This is a genomic window from Glutamicibacter sp. BW77 (assembly GCF_002332285.1).
Lineage (GTDB): Bacteria > Actinomycetota > Actinomycetes > Actinomycetales > Micrococcaceae > Glutamicibacter > Glutamicibacter bergerei.
Window position 1 is genome coordinate 1 of the sequence record NZ_NRGT01000047.1, and the last position, 16642, is coordinate 16642.

Sequence of the window (16642 nt, forward strand, 5' to 3'; positions counted from 1 at the left end):
GATGTCCCGATAGAAAACAAAGAAAAATGAATTCACGGTGCTCATATTTGTTGTTAGCGATGCTTTACCCACTAGCAATCACGATTGGTATCGGGCGAAACATGCGGCTTCTAAGCTCGATTTATCAGCGAACACCAACCACGAAGGACTGACATTCATGAGTACGCAAATTGCAGAAGTAACTCGGGAAGCAACCTTGAACTTGGTTCCGCTTTGCAGCAGCGCAGACTTGGAGCGCGGATGGGGAGAAGCGCTGTTGCTTGAAGGCAGACAACTGGCCCTGTTCCGCACCGAAGAAGACGCCTTCTACGCGACCTCGCATCACTGCCCCAACAGTGGCGCGAAGGTCATAGCCCGCGGCATTTTGGGCGACACCGTGGTCGATGGATCTAACGTGTCCACAGTTGCTTGCCCGCTGCACAAGGAAGTGTACCGCTTGGATAACGGGGAATGTCTGAACACCGATTCGCTGCCGTTGCCGGTGCAGCGGCTCGTGGAAATCGAGGGACAACTATGGATGGAGCAGAGCAAATGAGCTCAAATGCAGACCGTATTCTCGACGTTGAGCATTCGGCCTGGCAAGGCTGGATTGAGATCCAGGACGAGACGGAACTGCTTGCAGCGAGCTAACGCCGGCTGCCGCGTTGGGCGGTGGCGGCGTGCAAGAATAATGCAACTCGCATCATCATCTATTCGTAGGGACGAAGGCATAGAGCTTTCGTCCCTACGCTTTTGCGTGGCTGGGCAGGACAGGCGAAATGGCGGCCGGCTCGCTAGGCGCCGACCACCAGCAGAGTCATTACGCCAGGGACGGAGCCTTGGAAAGCAGCTCTTCGATTTTTGATTTGCACCCTCCGCATCCGGTGCCCGCACGGCAGCTTTCTCCCACCTGCGCGACGGTTGTGCATCCAGCGTCCACCGCATGGGACACCTGTCCGTACGTGGCACCGGAACACCGGCACAGCTGATCTTCATCGCTGGGGATCGCCGAGATTTGATCCGTTGCCGGATCATCTAGGCGCAGCAGGCTGGAGCGGTCCTCCGGCAACGCGGTGCCCCGTTCATAGGCCAGCACAAGTTCGGCACTGGTTTGCGGCAATCCCATGGCCAGGAATCCGGTAATCGCATCCTGGCGGGTGACGATCTTGAGGTAGCGTCCGCGTGCAGGATCTGCGTAGACGGTGGCCTGCAAGTCCGTATCGTCCCAATAACCGGCGCTGATATCACCGGCGGCGGTCAGCTCGATGCCTTGGCCCTTGAGCATCAGTACGTCGGACGCGGAGAAGTCAGGAGCAGCAAGCGGCTCGGATGCGGCCGAACTAGTCAGCTGCAACAATAGTTGGGACAAAAATGCGGCCTGAGCCCACCCCGGGGCCAGCAATCCGACCGGCGGCTGTCCGGAAACTTCGGCGCAGTCACCCAAGGCGAAAATTCGCCCCTCGGTATCGGCGCATAGGAATTCATCGGTTTTGATACCACGGCCCACCGGCAAACCACAGCCCGATGCCAGCTCTGTTCTGGCTCTCACACCCGTGGAAATGAGCAGGGCATCTGCCTGGATCAGCCCGTGGGTGGATGTCATTAAGCCGGTGAAACCCCGTGCATCCTTTTGAACGCCGGTTGCCTTGGCTCCCGGGATGACCTCGACACCGGCTTCACGCAGATTACGTGTCAGTAACGCCCCTCCGTCTGCATCCACGACGCGCCCCAGGGGTGTTGGACCATGATGCACCAGTACCGGCTGCGCCCCGGTACGTGCAATTGCCAGGGCTGCCTCGATGCCCAGAACACCTCCGCCGAGAATCAAAATGCGTTGGCCCAGACCGATCGATTTGCGCAGCTGATGGGCATCTTCGACCGTGCGTAGGGCGAATACGCCGGCAGGCAGGGAAGCGTCGGTATGTGGTTCGAAGTTCAGGCCATTGAGCGTCGGGACCACGGCCCGGGCGCCGGTGGCGAAAACAATCCGATCGTAGGACACGAAGTCGTTGTCGTCCAGATGGATTCTGCGGCGTGAACGATCGATGCCGGTAGCCCGTACACCCAAGCGCACTTCGATTCCGGCATCGGCCAGGCGTTGCGGATCCGCCATGCTCAGGTGCGCGAACTCGGCGGCCCCCACCGCCAGCTCAGCGAGCAGCACACGGTTGTAGGCCAGCTGGTCTTCGGCGCTGATCACCGTGATTTCGCATTGACCGGACGCCGCAGCGGGCAGCAGGCCCTCAATGAGGGAAGCTGCGACGGGACCGAAGCCAATGATAATAATGCGTTGCGGGCGTTGCTCGTTCATTGTTCCTCTTTCACAGCGCTCAGCGAAACATGGGCGTGCTTGAATTCAGGCATCCTGCTGTGCGGGTCAACCTTCGCCTCGGTCAGCAGATTTGCGGTACCTGACGTCGGGTAGTGGAAGGGCAGGAAAACCGTGTCTAGCCGGGCATCGACGGTCAGCAGTGCGCGGGCGGTCACGGCACCGCGTTCATTGCTGATCACGACCTTCTGCCCCTGGGCAATCTGGTGGGCTAGGGCGGTTGTCGGATGAATTTCAAGTCGTGGTTCCGGTGCGGCCTGGGCTAGCTCGGGAACGCGGCGAGTCTGCGCGCCGGACTGATAGTGCTCAAGCAAGCGGCCGGTAACTAGTGACACGGACGAGTTGTTCTTCCGGGGTGCCGGCTGGAAGACAACTGGCACCAGCACAGCATGCTGGTCTTCATGGGCAAAGCCATCAAGGAACAGCCGCGGGGTGCCATTTCGGATGCCGCGCTCGGCCCTGACCTCGGTGCCTGCAGGGCACGGCCAGTAGATGGCTGCCCCGGCATCGAGGTCATCCCAACGCACCCCCGAGTAGTCCGCCAAGCCGCCGGCTGAAGCCAATTTGAGTTCCTCGAAGACTTCTTGGGCATCGGGGGAGAACCGCCCTGGAGCGTTCAGACGTTGGGCGAGCTGAGAGAGGATCCACAGTTCATTGCGCGCATTTTCTGGTGCCGCCAGGGCAGCTCGGCGGCGCAGGATCCGGCCTTCCAAGTTGGTCATGCTGCCTTCTTCTTCAGCCCATTGCAGCACCGGCAAGACCAGGTCCGCTTGGGCTGCAGTCTCTGAAAGGAAGAAGTCGCAGACCACCAAGAAATCCAGCCTGGACAGGGCCTGGAGCACGCGTGACGCATCGGGTGCGGAGATCACCGGGTTAGCCCCGTGGATCATCATCATGCGCGGACCGGTCGGGGTACCTAGCGCGTCAAGGAGTTCAACGGCGGGAAGCCCGGGGCCGGGGATGGTCTCGGGGTCAACGCCCCAGACGCGGGCTACATGCGCACGGTGTTCGGGGTCGGTGATTTTGCGGTAGCCGGGAAGTTGGTCGCACTTTTGCCCGTGTTCCCGTCCACCCTGCCCATTGCCCTGGCCGGTGATGGTGCCGTAGCCGCCGGCGAGGGTTCCGGGCAAGCCGAGCAGAAGCGCGAGGTTGATCGCGGCGGTGACCGTATCGGTGCCGTTGGAATGCTGTTCAATGCCGCGGCCGGTGAGTATGTAGACCGGCTTGCCGCCGGTTTTCGCTTCGCTAGCGGCTTGGGCCAGAGCTCTGGCGGTGTGCCGAATCTGTTCGGCAGGGACGCCGGTGACCTGGGCAGTTCGTTCCGGCCACCAGCCAGCTAGTGAACTTCTCAGTGAGTCGAAACCGTTGGTGCGGGCGGCTAAATAGCAGGTATCGGCCAGGGACTCGGTCACCAGCACGTGAGCCAAGCCCAGCAGGAGCGGAAGATCGGTGGCCGGGGTTGGCTGCAGATGCCAGCCAGCATTATCGGCACAAAGTTTGGCAGTTGCAGAACGGCGTGGATCAACCACGATCAGGCCGCCGTTATCCCGGGCCCCAGCCAGATGCCGGACAAAGGGAGGCATCGTATCGGCCACGTTGGAACCGAGCATCAGGATCATCCCGGCCCCATCCAGATCGGCTAGCGGGAAGGGCAGTCCCCGGTCCAAGCCGAAGGCGCGGTTGGTGCCGGCGGCAGCCGAGGACATGCAGAACCGGCCGTTGTAGTCGATGCGCGAGGTGCCCAAGGCCAGCCGTGCGAACTTGCCTAGCTGGTAGGCCTTTTCATTGGTCAGCGAACCGGAGCCGAAGACCGCTAGTGCGTCGGCTCCGGATTCAGCTCGGATGTTCAGCGCCTTCTGGGCAACTAGATCCAGCGCATGCTCCCAGCTGATCTGGGCAAAGCTTCCGTCGGCCTGGCGAAGCAGGGGTGCCTGCAGGCGTTCGGGGTGATCGAGCAGCTTGGCGGCGCTATATCCTTTTCGGCACAGCGCCCCGCCATTGGTTTCAAAGTCGCGGCCCGTTAGGCTCACGGGTTCCGGGCTGTTTTCCTGCAAGTTCGGTTCAAGGGTGATGCCGCACTGCAGGGCGCAGTAGGGACAGTGTGTAGCGGTCATCTTAGACTCCGTGCTTGGCGAATCGGCTGCCTGAGCGGGCATAGGTAAACCATGCAGTGGCCATGAGTAGCAGGTAGACAGCGATGAAGATGATAAATGCCGCGGTGTAGGCGCCGGTGCTTGATATAGACAGGCCCAAAGCCTGGGGAATCAGGAAGCCGCCATAGGCGCCGATGGCCGAGATCAAACCGAGGGCTGCGGCAGCCTTGCGGGAAGAATCCACCTGGCCTGCCTGTTGTCCCTCGTCGCTCAGGGCAAAAACTGCCGGGATCATACGATAGGTCGAGCCATTGCCGATGCCGCTTGCGGTGAAGAGCAGCAAGAATAAGAAGAGGAAAATCCAGAAGTTCGCCCGCGGCAGGCTGAGCACTAGCGCACAGGTAATCAAGGCCATGGCCGCGAAGGTTGCCACCGTGATGCGTGCACCGCCGAGTTTGTCAGCGATCTTGCCACCGTATGGACGGGCCAGGGAAGCGACCAGTGGGCCGAGGAAGGCCAGGGTGATGGTTGCGGTTCCCAGCGGCAAGGCTGCATATTCGGGGAAAGTGTCAACGATCAGTTTGGGGAATACTGCGGAGAATCCGATGAAGGAACCAAATGTTCCCACGTACAGTGCGGAGATGATCCACAGGTGCTTGACCTTCAGGCAGGCAACTGCGCCGCGAATATCTGAGCGTGCCGAAGTCAGATTGTGCATGTACTTCCACGCACCCCACGCGGCCACCAGAATCAGTGGGATCCAGAGCAGTCCCGCTAGCGGAAGTTGCAACGCCCCGGCTGCGAAGACCGTGACAATGACCGGTACGAGCAGCTGGGCGACCGCCGCCCCAAGGTTGCCGCCGGCTGCGTTCAGGCCTAACGCCCAACCCTTGCGGGAAGCAGGGTAGAAGTAGGTGATATTAGCCATCGATGAAGCGAAGTTTCCGCCGCCGAAGCCGGTCAGCGCCGCAAGGCTGAGCATGATCCAGAATTCAGTGGACGGATCAGCCAATGCCATGGAAATGCCGCCGGTCGGAATCAGCAAGAGCAACGCGGAAATCACCGTCCAGTTGCGTCCGCCGAAACGGGCAACCATGAACGTGTAGGGGATGCGCAGGGTCGCTCCGACGAGGCTCGGGATGGAGATCAGCCAGAACAACTCGGTGGTGCTGTAGCTGAATCCGGCCACCGGAAGATAGACCACGACGATGGCGAAAAGTTGCCAAACACTGAATCCGAGGAACTCGGCAAAGATAGACCACTTGAGGTTTTGGCTGGCTACCGCCGACCCGGTGTGCTTCCAGAATTCTGGATCCTCAGGAGTCCAATTGCTGGCCCAGCGCCCCGGCTGGACCTGTAGTGCCTGCGATGTGGCAGATGCTTCTAGCTGTGCGCTCACGTTACCTGATCCCTTCTCTAACACTTGATGCCTCTGAGCTTCTCAAACCGGCATTTCGCCTAGATGCTCGGGTTGTTGCGCCGAAGGGAACTTAAATTCACGCGGGGGATCGATGTACCGATAGGCGGTCGTAACGTGTTGGAAACCGGAGCGTCGAGTCAAGCGGTTAGTTCCGGGATTTGAGGTGCTGACAGGAAGGATCACACCATCCGGATCGCAGCTAGTGGGAGACCGGATGAGTGGCGAAACGGCAATTATTTGTTCATGATGCGAAAAAGTGATTTCAAAATAAGTGTTGCGTGCGTCACAATCCACAGATAATCTCGTAGCTGTCTATGGCGGGCACCCACCAAATGGGTCGCTAGCTACCGGGCATGCAACTGATCGATTTCAGGTGACAAGTGCAACCGGTAGCTAGCGCCAAACAGCGCGCTGCGGTGGTCTTGTCCAAAGCATGAGGAGCCACGCGATGAGCGTTACTACCACTGGCCAAGACTATCTTTCGATGGCCATCGATATTGCCACCACAAATGTCCACAACGCCGGCGGGCCATTTGGCGCCGTCGTGGTCACGGCCGACGGCCAGATCTTCGAAGGCGTCAACCGCGTCACGGCCAACAATGACCCATCGGCGCACGCCGAAGTGGTGGCCATCCGCACCGCAGCCGCTGCGCTGGGGACCTTCGATTTGAGCGGTTGCGTGCTCTACAGCAGCTGCGAACCCTGCCCGATGTGCCTGGCCACCTCATTGTGGGCCCGCATCGGCAAGGTCTTCTTCGCTGCCAATAGGCATGATGCGGCTGCCGCCGGATTTGACGACGCGGTGTTCTACGAATACTTCGAGGCTAAATCCAACCGCTCGCTGATGCCGGTGAACTGCTTCCAATCTGAAAGCAATGAGCATCTGAAGCCGTTCAAGGCATGGGATTCGCAAGAATCCCGGACCGACTACTAGAAGGTCCAGGACCATGACCACGACAAGTCGCTTGCCAGCTGACCCCAAGGGTGCGCAGCGCGATACCAAGCCGCGCCGTCCCCGGGGACCGGGCAGTATCCTGGATGCGTTCTTCAGCATCACCGAACGCGGGTCCACGCTGGCGCGGGAAATGCGCGGCGGGATCGTCACCTTCTTCACGATGGCCTACATCGTGATCCTCAACCCGCTGATTCTCGGCGGATTCAGCGCCGACGCCGCACCCGTGGATGTGGCCGGCAACTGGCTTCCGGCCGCGCAGGTCGGGGCCATGACCGGATTGACCGCCGGGGTGATGACCATCCTATTCGGGTTGGTCGCCAACCTGCCCTTCGGCCTGGCCGCCGGGCTGGGCATCAACTCCTTCCTGGCCGTCTCGGTGATTCAGGACGGCACCTGGCCCGAGGCCATGGGGCTGGTGGTGATCAACGGCGTGCTGATCGTGCTCTTCGGGATGACCGGGGTGCGCACCGCGATCTTCCGGGCCATCCCCAAGGACCTGAAGGCCGCCATCACGGTGGGCATCGGGCTGTTCATCACCTTCATCGGGTTCGTGGACTCGGGCTTTGTCACCCGTACCGACGCCGGGCCTCCGGTGCAGCTGGGCGATAGCGGGTCGATCGTCTCGATCCCCACCATGGTCTTCGTGGTGGGACTGCTGATCATGGGCGCGCTGGTGGCCCGCGGGGTGCAGGGCGCGATTCTGATCGGCATCGTGATCTCCACGGTGCTGGCGATGCTCGCCGAGCTGGTGTTCAAGATCGGCCCCGGAGGCACGGATAACCCGCATGGCTGGCACCTGAACATGCCGGTACTCCAGGGCAATATCGTCTCCTTACCGGATTTGTCGCTGGCCGGGGAGTTCGACCTGTTCGGTTCCTTCGGGCGAATCGGCGCGCTGGCGGCCACGATGCTGGTCTTCACCCTGGTGTTCACGAATTTCTTCGACGCCATGGGCACGATGACCGGCCTGGCGAAGAATGCTGGGCTGGCCCGCAAGGACGGCACCTTCCCGCGGTTGAAGGCCGCGTTCGTCGTCGAGGGGCTGGGCGCGGTGGCCGGCGGCATGGGCTCGTCCTCCTCCAATACCGTCTACGTGGATTCGGCCGCAGGCATCGGGGAAGGGGCGCGCACCGGGCTGGCTTCGGTGATCACCGGGGTATTGTTCCTGGGTTCGATGTTCTTCACGCCGCTGACCTCGGTGGTGCCCATCGAGGTGGCCGCCGCGGCACTGGTTCTGGTGGGCACCTTGATGTGCGCGCAGATCCGCGAGATCAACTTCAAGCGGTTCTCCAGCGCCATGCCGGCATTCCTCACCCTGATCACTATGCCGCTGACCTACTCCATTGCCAACGGCATTGGCGCAGGGTTCATCGCCTGGGTGGTGGTGAACACCGCGGCCGGGCGCTACGCCAAGATCCACCCGCTGCTGTGGGTGGTGGCATTGGGCTTCCTGGTGTACTTCGCGCGAGGTCCCATCACGGCCCTACTGGCCTGAGTCGATACGGGCTATAGTAAGGATCCACCACGGTGAGTTGGCTCACTTTGATGGATTGCATGGATATGAATGATCCGAATTCTGGAGGGTAATCATGGGCGGATGCCTCGCCTGGTCCAAGGGCCAGATCGCGCACGGAGACTGACCCCGCCGCAGCACGCGGCGGCACCTTGGCCGAGCCTGAAACCGCCGGCGGGGCGCCAGATCCCACCCATCATCCAATTCATTCATGGTGCGCCGGGCGATACCCGGGCGCAGGAGGTGTCAGCGGCATGAGCGCCGAGGCAACGCAAGAGACAAAATGCCTGGTTACGGTCAATGGAACGGTCCGGGAATTCGACGGGCCACCACATACCAACGCGCTGGATTTCCTGCGCGGGCAGCAATTGATCGGATGCAAGGAAGGCTGTGCCGAGGGCGAGTGCGGCGCCTGCTCGATCCTGGTGGCCCGCAGCGATGGGGAAGGTAGCAGGTGGACGGCTTTGAACGCCTGCCTGCTGCCGGCCGCATCGCTCGACGGCCAGGAAATCATCACCTCCGAAGGGCTGGGCAGCGTCGCGGACCTGCATCCGGTGCAGGAAGAGATGGCCAACCGCGGCGGATCCCAGTGCGGTTATTGCACCCCCGGATTCGTCTGCTCCATGGCCGCCGAATACTACCGCCCCGAGCGAACCGGCACCCCCGCAGTCAGCGCGGGCGATGGCGGGGCGCACGAGTGCGGACCGAATGGATTCGACCTGCACGCATTGTCGGGCAATCTCTGCCGCTGCACCGGATACCGCCCGATCCGCGACGCCGCCTACGCGCTGGGCGACCCTGCCGGGGACGACCAGCTGGCAGCCCGGACCCAGCACCGGGCCCCGGCGCCGGTGGCCACCGACATCCAGCGCGCCGATACCCCCACCGGGGCGTTGGGCCGTTTCCGCCGTCCTGCGGACCTGGACCAGGTTTTGCAGATCCTGGCCGCCGAACCAGAGAGCGTGCTGGTGGCCGGCGGCACCGACTGGGGTGTGGAGGTCAACATTAAGGGCGCCCGCGCCCGCTCGGTGCTGGCCATCGACCGGCTGCACGAGCTGCGCCAGATCCACTGGAACGAGCGGTACCTGGAACTCGGCTCCGGCTGCACCCTGAGCGAGCTGGAACGCAAGCTGGCCGGGAAGGTTCCGCTGCTCTCCGCGCTCTTCGGGCAGTTCGCCTCGCGGCTGATCCGCAATAGCGCGAGTATCGGCGGGAACCTGGGCACCGGCTCACCCATTGGCGACACCCCGCCGGCACTGCTGGCGCTGGCCGCCGAGCTGGTGCTTTCCAGCATCCGCGGCAATCGGGTGGTGGCGCTGGAGGACTATTTCACCGGCTACCGGCAGACCGTGCGCGAGCCGGGGGAGATGATCACCGCGATCCGCATCCCGCTGCCGTTGGCGCCGCTGACCAGCTTCCAGAAGATTGCCAAGCGGCGCTTCGACGACATCTCCTCGGTAGCCATCGGCTATGCGCTCACGGTGGCGGACGGCATGATCACCGAGGCGCGGATTGGGCTGGGCGGCGTAGCCGCGACCCCGCTGCGCGCCGTGGCAACCGAAGCCATGCTCGAAGGTAAACCGTGGAACCTGGAAACCATCCGGGCCGCGGCGCACACCATGGGCCACGAAGGAACCCCGATGGATGACCACCGTGCCAGTGCGGACTACCGCAAGGCCATGCTGGCCTCCTCACTTGAACGGTTCTATGCCCAGCAGCTTGCGCGCCGCTCGGGCGCGGGACAGGAGCAGAACTCATGAGCCAGCTATCCCAACGCCCCGACGCACCGGTGGTCGGCCAGCGTCACCGTCATGAATCCGCGGCCGCTCACGTTACGGGCACCGCACTGTACACCGATGACCTCGCCGCGCGGCTCACCGGGGTCCTGCACGCCTACCCGGTGCAGTCCACCTGCGCGCATGGAAAAATCCTGGGCCTGGATACCAGCGCGGCGCAGCAGGTTCCCGGAGTCATCCGGGTGATCACCGCACAGGACATTCCCGGGGTCAACGACCAGGGCGCCAAGCATGACGAACCCTTGCTCCCGGTGGACGAGGTGATGTTCTTCGGCCAGCCGGTGGCGTGGGTACTGGGCGAAGATCTGGAAGCGGCCAAGGCCGGGGCCAAGGCGGTGCGCGTGGACTACGAGCCGCTGGACTCGCTGATCACCATCAAGGATGCGATCGCGGCCAAGAGCTTCCACGGCATCCAGCCCGAGATCGCCAAGGGTGACCCGCAAGCCGCCTTTGCGCAGGCGACCCATGTTTTCGAGGGCGACTTCGAGTTCGCCGGGCAGGAGCACTTCTACCTGGAAACCCAGAACTCGCTGGCCCTGGTCGATGAGAGCGGGCAGATTATGGTCCACTGCTCCACCCAGCATCCCACCGAGACCCAGGACATCGTCTCGCATGTGCTCGGCATCGGCGCCCACGAGGTGACCGTGCAGGTTTTGCGCATGGGCGGGGGATTCGGCGGAAAGGAAATGCAGCCCCATGGCTACGCCGCGCTGGCGGCCCTGGGCGCGGTGCTCACCGGGCGTCCGGTGCGGGTGCGGCTGGATCGCAACCTGGACATGACCATGACCGGCAAACGCCACGGATTCTATGCGACCTGGAAAATCGGGTTCGACCAGGGCGGCAAGATTCTAGCCCTGCAGGCCCAGCTGACCGCCGACGGCGGGTGGAGCCTGGACCTGTCAGAACCGGTGCTGACCCGCGCGATGTGCCATATCGACAATTCCTATTGGATCCCGAATATCCGGGTCAACGGGCGCGTGGCCAAATGCCATAAGACCTCGCAGACCGCGTTTCGTGGCTTCGGCGGTCCGCAGGGCATGCTGGTGATGGAAGATATCCTCGGCCGGGTAGCCCCGCAACTGGGCTTGGAGGCCAGGGAACTGCGCCGGCGCAACTTCTACACCGAGGGACAGGACACCCCTTACTACCAGCCGGTGAGGCATCCCGAACGCATTGATGCCGCCTGGCAGCAGGTCCTCGACTCGGCAGACGTGGCACGGCGCGAAGCGGAAATTGCCCAGTTCAATACCAACAATCACTACAGCAAGCGGGCGCTGGCGATGACGCCGGTGAAATTCGGCATCTCCTTTAACCTCACCGCCTTTAACCAGGGTGGCGCACTTGTGCTGGTGTATAAGGACGGTTCGGTGCTGGTCAATCACGGCGGCACCGAAATGGGCCAGGGCCTGCATACCAAGATGCTGCAGGTGGCCGCCACCGCCTTGGGCGTGCCGCTGTCCAAGGTGCGCATCGCTCCGACACGTACCGATAAGGTGCCCAATACCTCGGCCACCGCCGCCAGTTCGGGCAGCGACCTGAACGGCGGTGCGGTGAAGGACGCCTGTGAGCAGATCCAGGCCCGGTTGGCTGCGGTAGCGGCCGGCAAGTTGGGGGTCCCGGCGCAAGATATCCGTTTTGCCCAGGGCAAGATCACCGCGTTGGGCAAACGCGACGAGCTGGAGTGGAGCGAGGTCGTACGTGAGGCCTACATGCAGCGCATTCAGCTGTCGGCCGCCGGGTACTACCGAACCGAGGGACTGCACTGGGATCTGGCGCGGATGACCGGCAGTCCGTTCAAGTACTTCTCCTACGGGGTGGCCGCCAGTGAAGTGGAGGTGAGCAGTTTTGACGGATCCTACGTGCTGCGTCGTGTGGACATCGTCCATGACGTGGGGGATTCGCTTTCGCCGCTGGTAGATCTGGGGCAGATCGAGGGTGGATTTGTGCAGGGCACCGGCTGGTTGACCTTGGAAGACCTGCGCTGGGATACCTCCGATGGTCCGGGCCGTGGACGGGTTGCCACCCAAGCGGCCAGCACCTACAAGATCCCGAGCTTCTCCGAGATGCCCGAGGTGTTCAACGTGAACCTGCTGGACAAGGCACATGAAGAGGGTGCGGTGTACGGATCCAAGGCGGTGGGCGAACCGCCACTGATGCTCGCCTTCTCGGTGCGTGAGGCGTTGCGCCAGGCCATCGCCGAGTTCGGCGCCTCCGGGCGGTCGGTGCCGCTGGCGTCTCCGGCGACTCCGGAAGCGGTGTTCTGGGCGCTCGACACCGTGCGGAACCCCGGCTCATGATCTGGCTCAGTGCGCTCACCGCGCTGCGTGAGCAACGCCGGGCCGCGGTACTTGCCACCATTACCACCGTGCGCGGGCACGCTCCGCGGGAGGTCGGAACGAAGATGGTGATCGCCGCGCACGAATCCTTCGGGACCATCGGCGGCGGCAACCTGGAGATGGTGGTCATCAACCGCGCGCAAGAAATGCTCGCGCAACTTCAGCGCGAACCGCAAAGCCTGAGCCTGCAGCTGAGCGATAAGGCGAACGGGCACTATGGGCGCCAGTGCTGCGGGGGAGAAATTAGCGTGTTGCTCGAACCCATGCCGGTGCCGGCGGTCATCGCGATCTTCGGGATCGGGCACGTCGGGCTGGAACTTGCGCGCATCCTGTCCCGGCACGATCTGGAGCTGTATCTGAGTGATTCGCGCCCCGAATTCCTGGCCGAACTGCACGTGCTTGAACCCGCCGTGGCCCGGGTGCACGCGCAGCTGGCGGTGATCGGCGAACAGGTCATCGCGCAGTTACCCGACGGCGCGCACGTGGTGATCATGACGCACGATCATGCCGAGGATTTTCACCTGTGCGATGCGGCGCTGGCGCATCGGGGGCTCGGCTCCATCGGGCTGATCGGCTCGCGCGCCAAGTGGGTGCGCTTCGAGAAGAACCTTGCCGCCAGCGGGCACGATCAGGCACAGATCCAACAAATTAGCTGCCCGATCGGACTGCGCGAGATGCCTGGCAAGGACCCGGCGATGATCGCGCTCAGCGTGGCCGCGCAGTTGCTACAACGCGTGGGATCGCCCCAAGTTAGTACCCGCGGCGTTGAACCTCGTGTTTGACCCGTGATATCTGCTCCGGCCCGACCCTGCAACACCCGCCGATTAGTTTGGCGCCGGCGTCGATCAGTTCGGGTACCGCGCCGGGTAGGTCGCTGTGTGCGGTTCCCGGAACCCAGCGGCGCGCCTCTCGATCCCAAATCTCAGCGCTGTTGGGGTAAGCCAACAGTGGCAGATCTGTTTCCTGGGCGAACAGTTTCAGCGCAGAAACCGCGAGCGGAACGGGGCAGCAGTTGACCCCGAGGCCCGCAAAAACACCGGAATCCTGCACGATCCGGGCCACCTGGCGCAAGTCACTGCCGTCCCCCAACACCACCGCTGCGTCCTCGGTGCTGGCGCGCACGGTGAGGCTGAGCAGCACCGGAATCTGAGCTTGCGCCGCCAAAGCGCTCAGCGCGTGCACCTCGGATAGGCTCGGCACGGTTTCACAGATGATCGCGTCCGCTCCGGACTCGGCAAGAATTTCAAACCGGTCGCGGTGCCACCCGGTCAATTGTGCGGTGCTCAGCCCATAGGCTCCGTCGTATTCGGTTCCAGCTCCCGGGCCTGCACCATAGGGTCCCACCGATGCGGCGACCCAGCGGGCAGTTGAGCCGGTAGTCGAACCGACAGCTAACTGCGCCGCCTCGCGCGCCAGACGCACGCTGGCTAACAACAGGTTTTTGACCTCGGCTGCGGTTGCCTCCGCATCGGCGTCGCCATTAACTCGGGATAGACCCGCAAAACTGACCTGGTAGGAGCAACTCGTGGCCAGTTGCGCGCCGGCGGCGAAGAAGTCCTCATGGGCGGCACGTACCTCGGCAGGGGCCTGTTTGAGGATCTGCGCGGACCAGAGCTCGCCGGTCACGTCGTTTCCGCGGTCCGCCAGATGGGTCCCGAGGCCACCGTCGAGGATCAGCGGGGCACCGCTTGTGGAGTTGAGCGCGTCGCTGAAATTGCTGGGCTGAGGTGGAATATTCACGCTCCGAGGGTACCGCGCTAACGGTTCGACGACCGACTATAACGCCGTATGAACGAACATGACAAACACCGACGGGCAGCAGGGCCCGGATCGATATTCTGAAGCGCATTCACCTTTTCACTACGCCCCAGGAGCCCGATGAGTCAGCTGAGCCAAGGCCACGCGGAAAAGACCCCGCCGCAGCACCCGCCGCAGCACCAGCCGGAGGCGAGCGGGCTGCGCCGATCCATGACCTCGCGCCACCTGGTCATGATCGCGCTGGGTGGGGTGATCGGTTCGGGGCTGTTCGTCTCCTCCGGATACACCATTGCGCAGGCCGGACCGTTGGGCGCGGTGCTGGCCTACACCGTCGGCGCGCTGGTCGCCTACATGGTGATGAGTGGGCTCGGGGAGCTTTCGGCACGTCATCCGGTGGCCGGCGGATTTCACGCTCACGCCACCCGCGATCTGGGCCCAGCCTGGGGTTTTGCGACGGCCTGGCTGTACTGGATGTGCTGGGCGGTGGCGCTGGCCAGCGAATTCACCGCATCGGGCATTTTGATGCAGCGCTGGTTTCCCGAGGTGCCTGTGTGGGTGTGGTCCCTGGCCTTCGCTACGTTGCTGTTCACGCTCAACGCGATATCCTCCCGCGTTTTTGCCGAAACCGAATTCTGGTTTTCGCTGATCAAGGTGGCGGCGGTGCTGGTGGTGATCGTGGTCGGCGCCGCAACGCTGATCGGGCTTAACCCGGTAAGCGACGCAGGACCCCTCGGCTTCGCGAATTTCCGCACCGGTCAGGGGTTATTCCCGATGGGATTCAGCGGCGTGCTGGTCACCATACTGGCGGTGTTCTACGCATTTAGCGGCACGGAATTGATCGGCGTGGCCGCCGGGGAGGCTAAAGATCCACAGCGCAGCATTCCGCGGGCGATCCGTACCGCGGTGGTGCGCCTGGCGGTGTTCTTCATTGGGGCGATCGTGGTGATTGCGGCGATCGTACCCTTCTCCGAGGCGGGGACCGATGAGAGCCCATTTGTCACCGTGTTTGATGCCGCCGGGCTGCCTGGCGGAGCGGACATTATGAACTTCGTGATCATCACCGCCCTGCTTTCGGCCGGAAACTCGGGGCTCTATTCGTGCTCGCGGATGCTGCATTCCATGGGGCTCGCAGGTCAGGCGCCGAAGATCTTGTCCAAAACCAACCGCCGGGCGGTGCCGATGCTGGCGCTGAGCCTGTCAATACTCGGTGGCTTGGCCTCGTTACTCTCCAGCGTCATCGCGCCCGGCTCGCTGTTTCTGGCTCTCGTGTCCATTTCGGGGTTCGCAGTGGTGGCGGTCTGGATCGTCATCTGCGCCTCGCATCTTTCCTTCCGGCGCCACCATGTCCGGGTTTATGGAAATACCACCAGCTTGCCGTACCGGGCGCCGTGGTTCCCGGTCCTCCCCATTATTGCGCTCATCTTGCTCACGATCTCCCTGATCGGCGTCGGGTTCGACCCGGTGCAGCGCCCCGCGCTCTGGTTTGGTATTCCGTTCACGCTGGCCTGCCTGGGGTATTACCGTTGGCGTCACGGGCCGGGGGTGTTCAGCCCACAACGCGGCGCGCGAGAGTTGTCTCACGATACGGCGGGAACTTCGCGGGCAGGCTAGGAGTTAAGCAAGGCAAGACGGTAGCTATTGCGCCGTCGCCCGATCACTAGGAGGCCGCTTCGTGGCACTGTTCGACAAATTACTGCGCAAGGGCAAGCAGCTTGCCGGCGAGTACGTGCGTGAGCAACTGAACCAGCGCACCTCGCAGGGCGGCCAAAACAACCAAAATAACCAGTACAACCAAAACAACCAGGGCTACCGGCAGCCGCAGGCTCACGCTTCCGATGCCCGCCGCACCTCCGCCTCGCGCGAGGATCAGGCGGCGGTGGAGAAGTACCGCTACATGCTGCGCACCGCTCCGCCGCAGGATATGGAACGCGCTCACACCGAGGCCTTTGCCCGGCTAACTCCCCAGCAGCGCGAGCTGTTGCATGGCGAATTGTCCGCGCAATTGCCGGCCACCGAACGTCCGGCCACGCAGGACCCCCAGGATTTGGCGCGCGCGGCCACTCGCGCGGAGGTTTCCCAGCCCGGCTTCATGGAGCGGATCCTGGGCCAGGGTGGTTCAGGCCAGGGCAGCGCGGGTCGAAAATCGATGGGTTCAATGGCCGCCGGGGCTGCCGGGGGACTGGGAATCGGTCTGCTCGGTGGTGTGGCAGGCGCGTTCATCGGCACCGCGATCGCCGGCCCGCTGCTCGATGGCTTCGCCGGAATTGGCGAAGAATTCGGTTCGATGGCAGAGGGCCTCGGGGAGACCGTAGCGGGAGCCGGAGAGCAATTCTCGGCGGCCGGCGAGGGGTTCGCCGACCAAGCAGGCGGGACCTTTGGTGACTTCCTCGGCGGCGCCGGAGGAAACTTCGGCGGGGACTCACCCTTGAGCGACTTCGAGTTCTAAGCGCTTAAATGACTATC

Annotated in this window: 12 protein-coding genes; 8 read left to right on the forward strand and 4 right to left on the reverse strand. The window is 63.1% G+C overall.

Translation table 11 applies throughout. The annotated features are described in order from the left end of the window. Positions 1–157: 157 nt before the first annotated feature. On the forward strand, positions 158–535 hold the full coding sequence (nirD, locus tag CIK74_RS05490; protein ID WP_096254773.1) for a nitrite reductase small subunit NirD: 378 nt from the start codon (positions 158–160) through the stop codon (positions 533–535). Positions 536–799: 264 nt separating this feature from the next. Here nirD and CIK74_RS05495 read toward each other — a convergent pair whose 3' ends face one another. From CIK74_RS05495 to CIK74_RS05505, 3 genes are read right to left on the reverse strand one after another with little or no spacing between them, the layout of a single operon-like run. After that, the gene (locus CIK74_RS05495) at positions 800–2290 is read right to left on the reverse strand and encodes an FAD-dependent oxidoreductase (RefSeq protein ID WP_096254774.1); all 1491 of its coding nucleotides are present in this window, start codon (positions 2288–2290) and stop codon (positions 800–802) included. Then, positions 2287–4422, reverse strand: coding sequence for a molybdopterin oxidoreductase family protein (locus CIK74_RS05500; protein WP_096254775.1), 2136 nt, complete (start codon positions 4420–4422; stop codon positions 2287–2289). Before CIK74_RS05500 ends, CIK74_RS05495 begins: the two co-directional genes overlap by 4 nt. Before the next feature lies 1 nt (position 4423). Further along, positions 4424–5800: an MFS transporter gene (locus tag CIK74_RS05505; RefSeq protein ID WP_170947754.1), complete on the reverse strand. Its 1377-nt coding sequence runs from the start codon at positions 5798–5800 to the stop codon at positions 4424–4426. Between the two features lie 469 nt (positions 5801–6269). Between CIK74_RS05505 and CIK74_RS05510 the strand changes: the two genes are divergently transcribed. From CIK74_RS05510 to xdhC, 5 genes are all read left to right on the forward strand, one after another. Further along, positions 6270–6755: a nucleoside deaminase gene (locus CIK74_RS05510; protein ID WP_096254777.1), complete on the forward strand. Its 486-nt coding sequence runs from the start codon at positions 6270–6272 to the stop codon at positions 6753–6755. A gap of 13 nt (positions 6756–6768) precedes the next feature. Further along, entirely contained in the window at positions 6769–8271 is a 1503-nt protein-coding gene (locus CIK74_RS05515) for an NCS2 family permease (RefSeq protein WP_096254778.1), read from the forward strand. Between the two features lie 272 nt (positions 8272–8543). Beyond that, the gene (locus CIK74_RS05520; protein ID WP_096254779.1) at positions 8544–10049 is read left to right on the forward strand and encodes an FAD binding domain-containing protein; all 1506 of its coding nucleotides are present in this window, start codon (positions 8544–8546) and stop codon (positions 10047–10049) included. Further along, positions 10046–12382: a xanthine dehydrogenase molybdopterin binding subunit gene (xdhB, locus tag CIK74_RS05525; protein WP_096254780.1), complete on the forward strand. Its 2337-nt coding sequence runs from the start codon at positions 10046–10048 to the stop codon at positions 12380–12382. The genes CIK74_RS05520 and xdhB overlap by 4 nt, the downstream gene beginning before the upstream one ends. Further along, positions 12379–13203: a xanthine dehydrogenase accessory protein XdhC gene (gene xdhC / locus CIK74_RS05530; protein ID WP_096254781.1), complete on the forward strand. Its 825-nt coding sequence runs from the start codon at positions 12379–12381 to the stop codon at positions 13201–13203. Before xdhB ends, xdhC begins: the two co-directional genes overlap by 4 nt. On the opposite strand, the gene mmuM is transcribed toward xdhC, so the two are convergent. After that, entirely contained in the window at positions 13172–14161 is a 990-nt protein-coding gene (gene mmuM, locus CIK74_RS05535; RefSeq protein WP_229676945.1) for a homocysteine S-methyltransferase, read from the reverse strand. The genes xdhC and mmuM overlap by 32 nt on opposite strands. Before the next feature lie 138 nt (positions 14162–14299). Here mmuM and CIK74_RS05540 point away from each other — a divergent pair, with 138 nt between their 5' ends. Both CIK74_RS05540 and CIK74_RS05545 read left to right on the forward strand, forming a co-directional pair. Then, entirely contained in the window at positions 14300–15790 is a 1491-nt protein-coding gene (locus tag CIK74_RS05540) for an amino acid permease (protein ID WP_096254782.1), read from the forward strand. 61 nt (positions 15791–15851) lie between these two features. After that, on the forward strand, positions 15852–16625 hold the full coding sequence (locus tag CIK74_RS05545) for a hypothetical protein (protein ID WP_096254783.1): 774 nt from the start codon (positions 15852–15854) through the stop codon (positions 16623–16625). The last annotated feature ends 17 nt before the right edge of the window (positions 16626–16642 follow it).

Bases quoted from the DNA above. Each gene is read 5' to 3' on its own strand.
- nirD (WP_096254773.1), top strand. From the start codon at position 158: ATGAGTACGCAAATTGCAGAAGTAACTCGGGAAGCAACCTTGAACTTG.
- CIK74_RS05495 (WP_096254774.1), bottom strand. From the start codon at position 2,290: ATGAACGAGCAACGCCCGCAACGCATTATTATCATTGGCTTCGGTCCC.
- CIK74_RS05500 (WP_096254775.1), bottom strand. From the start codon at position 4,422: ATGACCGCTACACACTGTCCCTACTGCGCCCTGCAGTGCGGCATCACC.
- CIK74_RS05510 (WP_096254777.1), top strand. From the start codon at position 6,270: ATGAGCGTTACTACCACTGGCCAAGACTATCTTTCGATGGCCATCGAT.
- CIK74_RS05515 (WP_096254778.1), top strand. From the start codon at position 6,769: ATGACCACGACAAGTCGCTTGCCAGCTGACCCCAAGGGTGCGCAGCGC.
- CIK74_RS05520 (WP_096254779.1), top strand. From the start codon at position 8,544: ATGAGCGCCGAGGCAACGCAAGAGACAAAATGCCTGGTTACGGTCAAT.
- xdhB (WP_096254780.1), top strand. From the start codon at position 10,046: ATGAGCCAGCTATCCCAACGCCCCGACGCACCGGTGGTCGGCCAGCGT.
- xdhC (WP_096254781.1), top strand. From the start codon at position 12,379: ATGATCTGGCTCAGTGCGCTCACCGCGCTGCGTGAGCAACGCCGGGCC.
- CIK74_RS05540 (WP_096254782.1), top strand. From the start codon at position 14,300: ATGAGTCAGCTGAGCCAAGGCCACGCGGAAAAGACCCCGCCGCAGCAC.